Genomic DNA, 3646 nt, shown 5'->3' with positions numbered 1-3646 from the left:
GGCGATGGCGGAGCAACTGGCCGGGATCCGTGGCAAGTTCATCCTGTCAATCAACGACTGCCCCGAGATCCGCGAGCTGTTCGCCGGGTTTGAGTTTGAACAGGTGCGGTTGAAATATACCGTCGCTGCTGGTGGTGCGACAGATGCGGCCGAGCTGATCATATCCAACTTTGAGCCGCGTATCGGGTTGATCTGATAGGGGGCATTGGCTGGCGGGGCGTAGTGGTCCCGCCAGTCGGAAAGGGCGGATTCCAGACTTTCGCTGCAAGTGCTCGGGTCATGCGTCGGGAAGGTGAAAGCAGCCATTCAGCTGCCAAACAGCCGTCTCTCGGTGCTGTGGCCCCCATCAAGGGCAGCAATGCGCAGAAAGCTGGTTTTGCAAAGTCCGTCTTTCGGCCTGCGAACACAGCCCTCGTCCGCTGCGATGCCGCGTGAAAAGCGGTCGTTGATGAGATGGGGTGATGATATAAGGCCCGATGTCCTAAAGCGGGTGCGTGACGCGCTGCAAAGGGCGCAAAAAGACGGGCATGTGGCGCAGGACTTCGGGCCAGATGGGTGCTTGTGGCGGATTATTTCTCAAAGTTGATTTGTTTTTCCTCCAAGAAGGCTCTACCTATCGGGTAACGAAGAGGAACTAGCAACAATGCCGGTCAAGGATATTGCACAGTATATTTTGGAAACGAATGGGCCTATGACGTCCATGAAGCTTCAAAAATTAGTATATTACTCGCAGGCTTGGGCAACCGTCTGGGACGATGATTTGCTTTTTGAGGAGCAAATACAAGCTTGGGACAACGGTCCGGTAGTTCGCGAACTCTGGGAAGCGAACAAAGGTAAATTCAAGATTGTCAGCGTGGATGGCGGCGATTCAAGCACCGTTAACGAGGCGCAACGTGAAACGATAGGACGTGTTTTGGACTTTTATGGTGCAAAAAACGCGCAGTGGCTTAGTGATCTGACTCACATGGAAAACCCGTGGAAGGACGCCTTCGCTCAGGGGCAGAACACCGAGATTACGCCTCAGGCAATGTCAGAGTACTATTCAACCCTTGAGCCAGCCTAGTAAATCAGAGGCCCGCATAGCACGAAAGAACCTGAAAGCCTTGCTGGCTCAGGAAAAATCGGCGCGCCTCGTGCAGGCATACATAGAAGAGAAGCCCGAGAAGGAAGTCAGGGTCGGCGCTAATCCAGACTCTATTTTTCAAATGAAAGTAGTCATTGAGTGCCAAAACCCCGATGTAGAAGGTTCGTGGAGTTGGGGTGTTGCGCGCCAGTGGTGTGACCATGAATGGTCTGAAAAAATAGAGCCTAGGTTTGTTGAGTGGTCCAATTTGACTTGGGCCGAGATTGACGGATTCGGATCTGATTCAGGTCACAAAATGCACCATAACATGGGTTGCGATGATATCTGCGAAGAAGCGCAGGACCGAATGATCGAAACTGATAGGTTTTATGAAGTGCTGTTCAGATTTCGTGCGGGCAATCTTGAGCGCGTCTGGGGGCACCGGAAAGTGAATGTTTTTCACGTTTTGTGGTACGACCCCACGCACCAAATATACCCAATAGGGTGAATTACGCAGCCCGCTGCCAGCCCCCCTTCCAGTTACGCGATACAGGCGCTTGCATTGCGTTAGACACAACGATGCGCGCCAGTGGGGTGTGTCAGCACACTTAGCACTCAGGGAAATTCCCTTTACCGCAGTCTGATGAGACCTTTGCCGTCACTAGCCTCTAAGTAGATTTTTGTACTTTTTGCCTGTCTGATTGGTTGCATCAGGAATGGATTCCAGGGCGCGCTTCGGGTGCAGCTTCAATCAGGGTTCCGAACACTCGCTAAATGGCAGCTTAACGGAAAACACGCGACTGCTTCGCACACACTGCATATGCTTTGCCGTGCGTAGTGCGAAGGTCGTGTTTGGGCTGACAGCAGTCAACCAGGTCTGTCGATCAGGCCGGCGACAGAGTGTTCAGGGTGAAAACCACACGCGGCATCGCCGCAAGGCGGCTTTGGGCGCAAAACTGACTGTCTGAACCCAAAGCCTGCTGCGCTTTTCTTCCACTTATTGGATGTATATTGCAATTCCAGAAACAGTTTTCTCATCATAAGGGATAGCCACACTCCCGCTCATAACGAATCCGCCCAGCTGCGATCCTGGTTGTCCGAGAATAACCCCGTTCGCTCCGACGGCTGCCGCTTGGTTCTTTAGCTCATCAACGGCATAGTCAATTGACTGCTGAGAGGTCCAGCCGTTGCCACTTTTCGCATTTACGAGAGCTATAGTCTGATACGGTGTTTTAGGTGCAGCTGAAAACAACTGAACTTCCCCTGCGCTAATAGCTGCTCGCTTTTCTCCTGTGACTACGGTGGTACCTTCAGCGCAGCCAACGATCCCCGTAATTGCAAGCATTGCTAGCAAATTTCGTCTTGAAATAACTTTCATATCTTTTCCTTCATTGCCAAATACCAGTTGAAGCATATTGGAAATGATGACGCAAACCGCTTGCAACCTCTCGACGGCCCTCAAGAGAAAACGTCTGCTTTGTCCCGCCCTGCCGACCTTCATCCTCCGGAAATGCTGCGCCATGGACGAATGGCCGGTCTGGTGAAGCTGCGGCGCGGCAGCGGGGTGGTGGGCGGAAGGCGGCTCAGGGCCGGAAGCGTCAGGAAACGCGAGAGCAGATTTTTCGGAAACTTGCCTGCTTACTGCGCATTGCTACCCTCGGTTCAGCCTGCGACGAAACTCCTCAATCCGCCCAACCAACATGAACTGCTTGTTGGGCGACTGGAGAGATCTGCAGGTGTACGCATCTGCACCCCTGTCTCAACTCCTATCGGCAGTAACCAGCCCGCCGGATCCGCGACTTAGCCGCTGGCGTCTCCAGGTGCCGATACCTGCCACCGGAATACCTTCGGCAATCCAAAGCGTGACCCGCTGATATGACCGCCCCACCAATATCGACGCCCTCGGCAAAACATACGCCGATCCAACGGTCATACGACCGCTCACCAGTCAGCTGACACTCCACCGACTTGCCCGCTAGGTAGCTCACCATCCAGCGGCGGGCATCCTTGCCTGACCTAGTGTTGAGTTCAGGTGCATCGACGCCCTGCAACCGTACAGGTTTGCCTTCAACTACAATTGTGTCTGCGTCCCGCACTTTAAGACCTGCTGCAGACACGGGAACCGCGAGGACTGCTGTCAGGGCTAAGCCTAGAGTGAATTTCAAGATTTTTCCCATTCTGCAAGATTTGCGGATAGTGTTGCAGGTGACGGAAGATACAATCAAGCCCACTGCGTTGCACATACCCGAGGCCAGTGGCGATCGTTTGCTTCGGCCTCTTGGTAGACCGCGACCTTCGCAGAGTTATCACGGTCGGCTAAGCCGGAAGCGGACGAACGGCCCATAGTCGCCACTCGCGAGGGAGTTCGAATGCCGCGCAAGCAGCCCGCATTGCGGACATTCGCGCAGGACGCAGCATTTGACCATGGATGGATGACCGCACTGCGGACAAAGCCGCCGTTTCAACGAACAGCCTCAATCCCATCTTCTATCTATAGTATTGACTCCAATCATAGAGCTGTCCGAAAACACCGCAAAGTGCATCTCCCTTCGCAGTAAGCGAGTACCCGACACGTTGACGTGC

The 3646-nt window shown here is 53.8% G+C and carries 5 protein-coding genes and 1 pseudogene; 3 read left to right on the top strand and 3 right to left on the bottom strand.

Annotated features, from left to right (window positions below; translation table 11 throughout):
- From QZ268_RS19180 to QZ268_RS19170, 3 genes and pseudogenes are all read left to right on the top strand, one after another.
- Nucleotides 1-196: pseudogene (locus QZ268_RS19180) on the top strand (DNA adenine methylase); the annotation flags it as partial.
- A 447-nt stretch (nt 197-643) separates the two neighbouring features.
- Nucleotides 644-1063, top strand: a complete 420-nt coding sequence (locus QZ268_RS19175) for a type II toxin-antitoxin system antitoxin SocA domain-containing protein (protein ID WP_295455674.1) — start codon at nt 644-646, stop codon at nt 1061-1063.
- Nucleotides 1050-1571: a hypothetical protein gene (locus QZ268_RS19170; protein WP_295455672.1), complete on the top strand. Its 522-nt coding sequence runs from the start codon at nt 1050-1052 to the stop codon at nt 1569-1571. Before QZ268_RS19175 ends, QZ268_RS19170 begins: the two co-directional genes overlap by 14 nt.
- A 489-nt stretch (nt 1572-2060) precedes the next feature.
- Here the strand turns inward: QZ268_RS19170 and QZ268_RS19165 are convergent, their stop codons facing one another.
- The 3 genes from QZ268_RS19165 to QZ268_RS20240 form a co-directional block, all read right to left on the bottom strand.
- Complete coding sequence (locus QZ268_RS19165; RefSeq protein WP_295455670.1) at nt 2061-2441, bottom strand: hypothetical protein; 381 nt, start codon at nt 2439-2441, stop codon at nt 2061-2063.
- A 388-nt stretch (nt 2442-2829) separates the two neighbouring features.
- Entirely contained in the window at nt 2830-3240 is a 411-nt protein-coding gene (locus tag QZ268_RS19160) for a thermonuclease family protein (protein WP_295455676.1), read from the bottom strand.
- A gap of 310 nt (nt 3241-3550) precedes the next feature.
- Nucleotides 3551-3646: winged helix-turn-helix transcriptional regulator (locus QZ268_RS20240; RefSeq protein ID WP_365322958.1), on the bottom strand; the 96-nt coding region annotated here is incomplete at its 5' end.

Source organism: uncultured Pseudophaeobacter sp., from assembly GCA_905479575.1.
Classification (GTDB): Bacteria; Pseudomonadota; Alphaproteobacteria; order Rhodobacterales; family Rhodobacteraceae; genus Pseudophaeobacter.
Note: the sequence above shows the minus strand (reverse complement) of the source record. Positions and strands in the feature narration are given on the sequence as shown.

Excerpts from the sequence above, each read along its gene's own strand:
- QZ268_RS19175 (WP_295455674.1), top strand. The coding sequence starts at position 644 with ATGCCGGTCAAGGATATTGCACAGTATATTTTGGAAACGAATGGGCCT.
- QZ268_RS19165 (WP_295455670.1), bottom strand. The coding sequence starts at position 2,441 with ATGAAAGTTATTTCAAGACGAAATTTGCTAGCAATGCTTGCAATTACG.
- QZ268_RS19160 (WP_295455676.1), bottom strand. The coding sequence starts at position 3,240 with ATGGGAAAAATCTTGAAATTCACTCTAGGCTTAGCCCTGACAGCAGTC.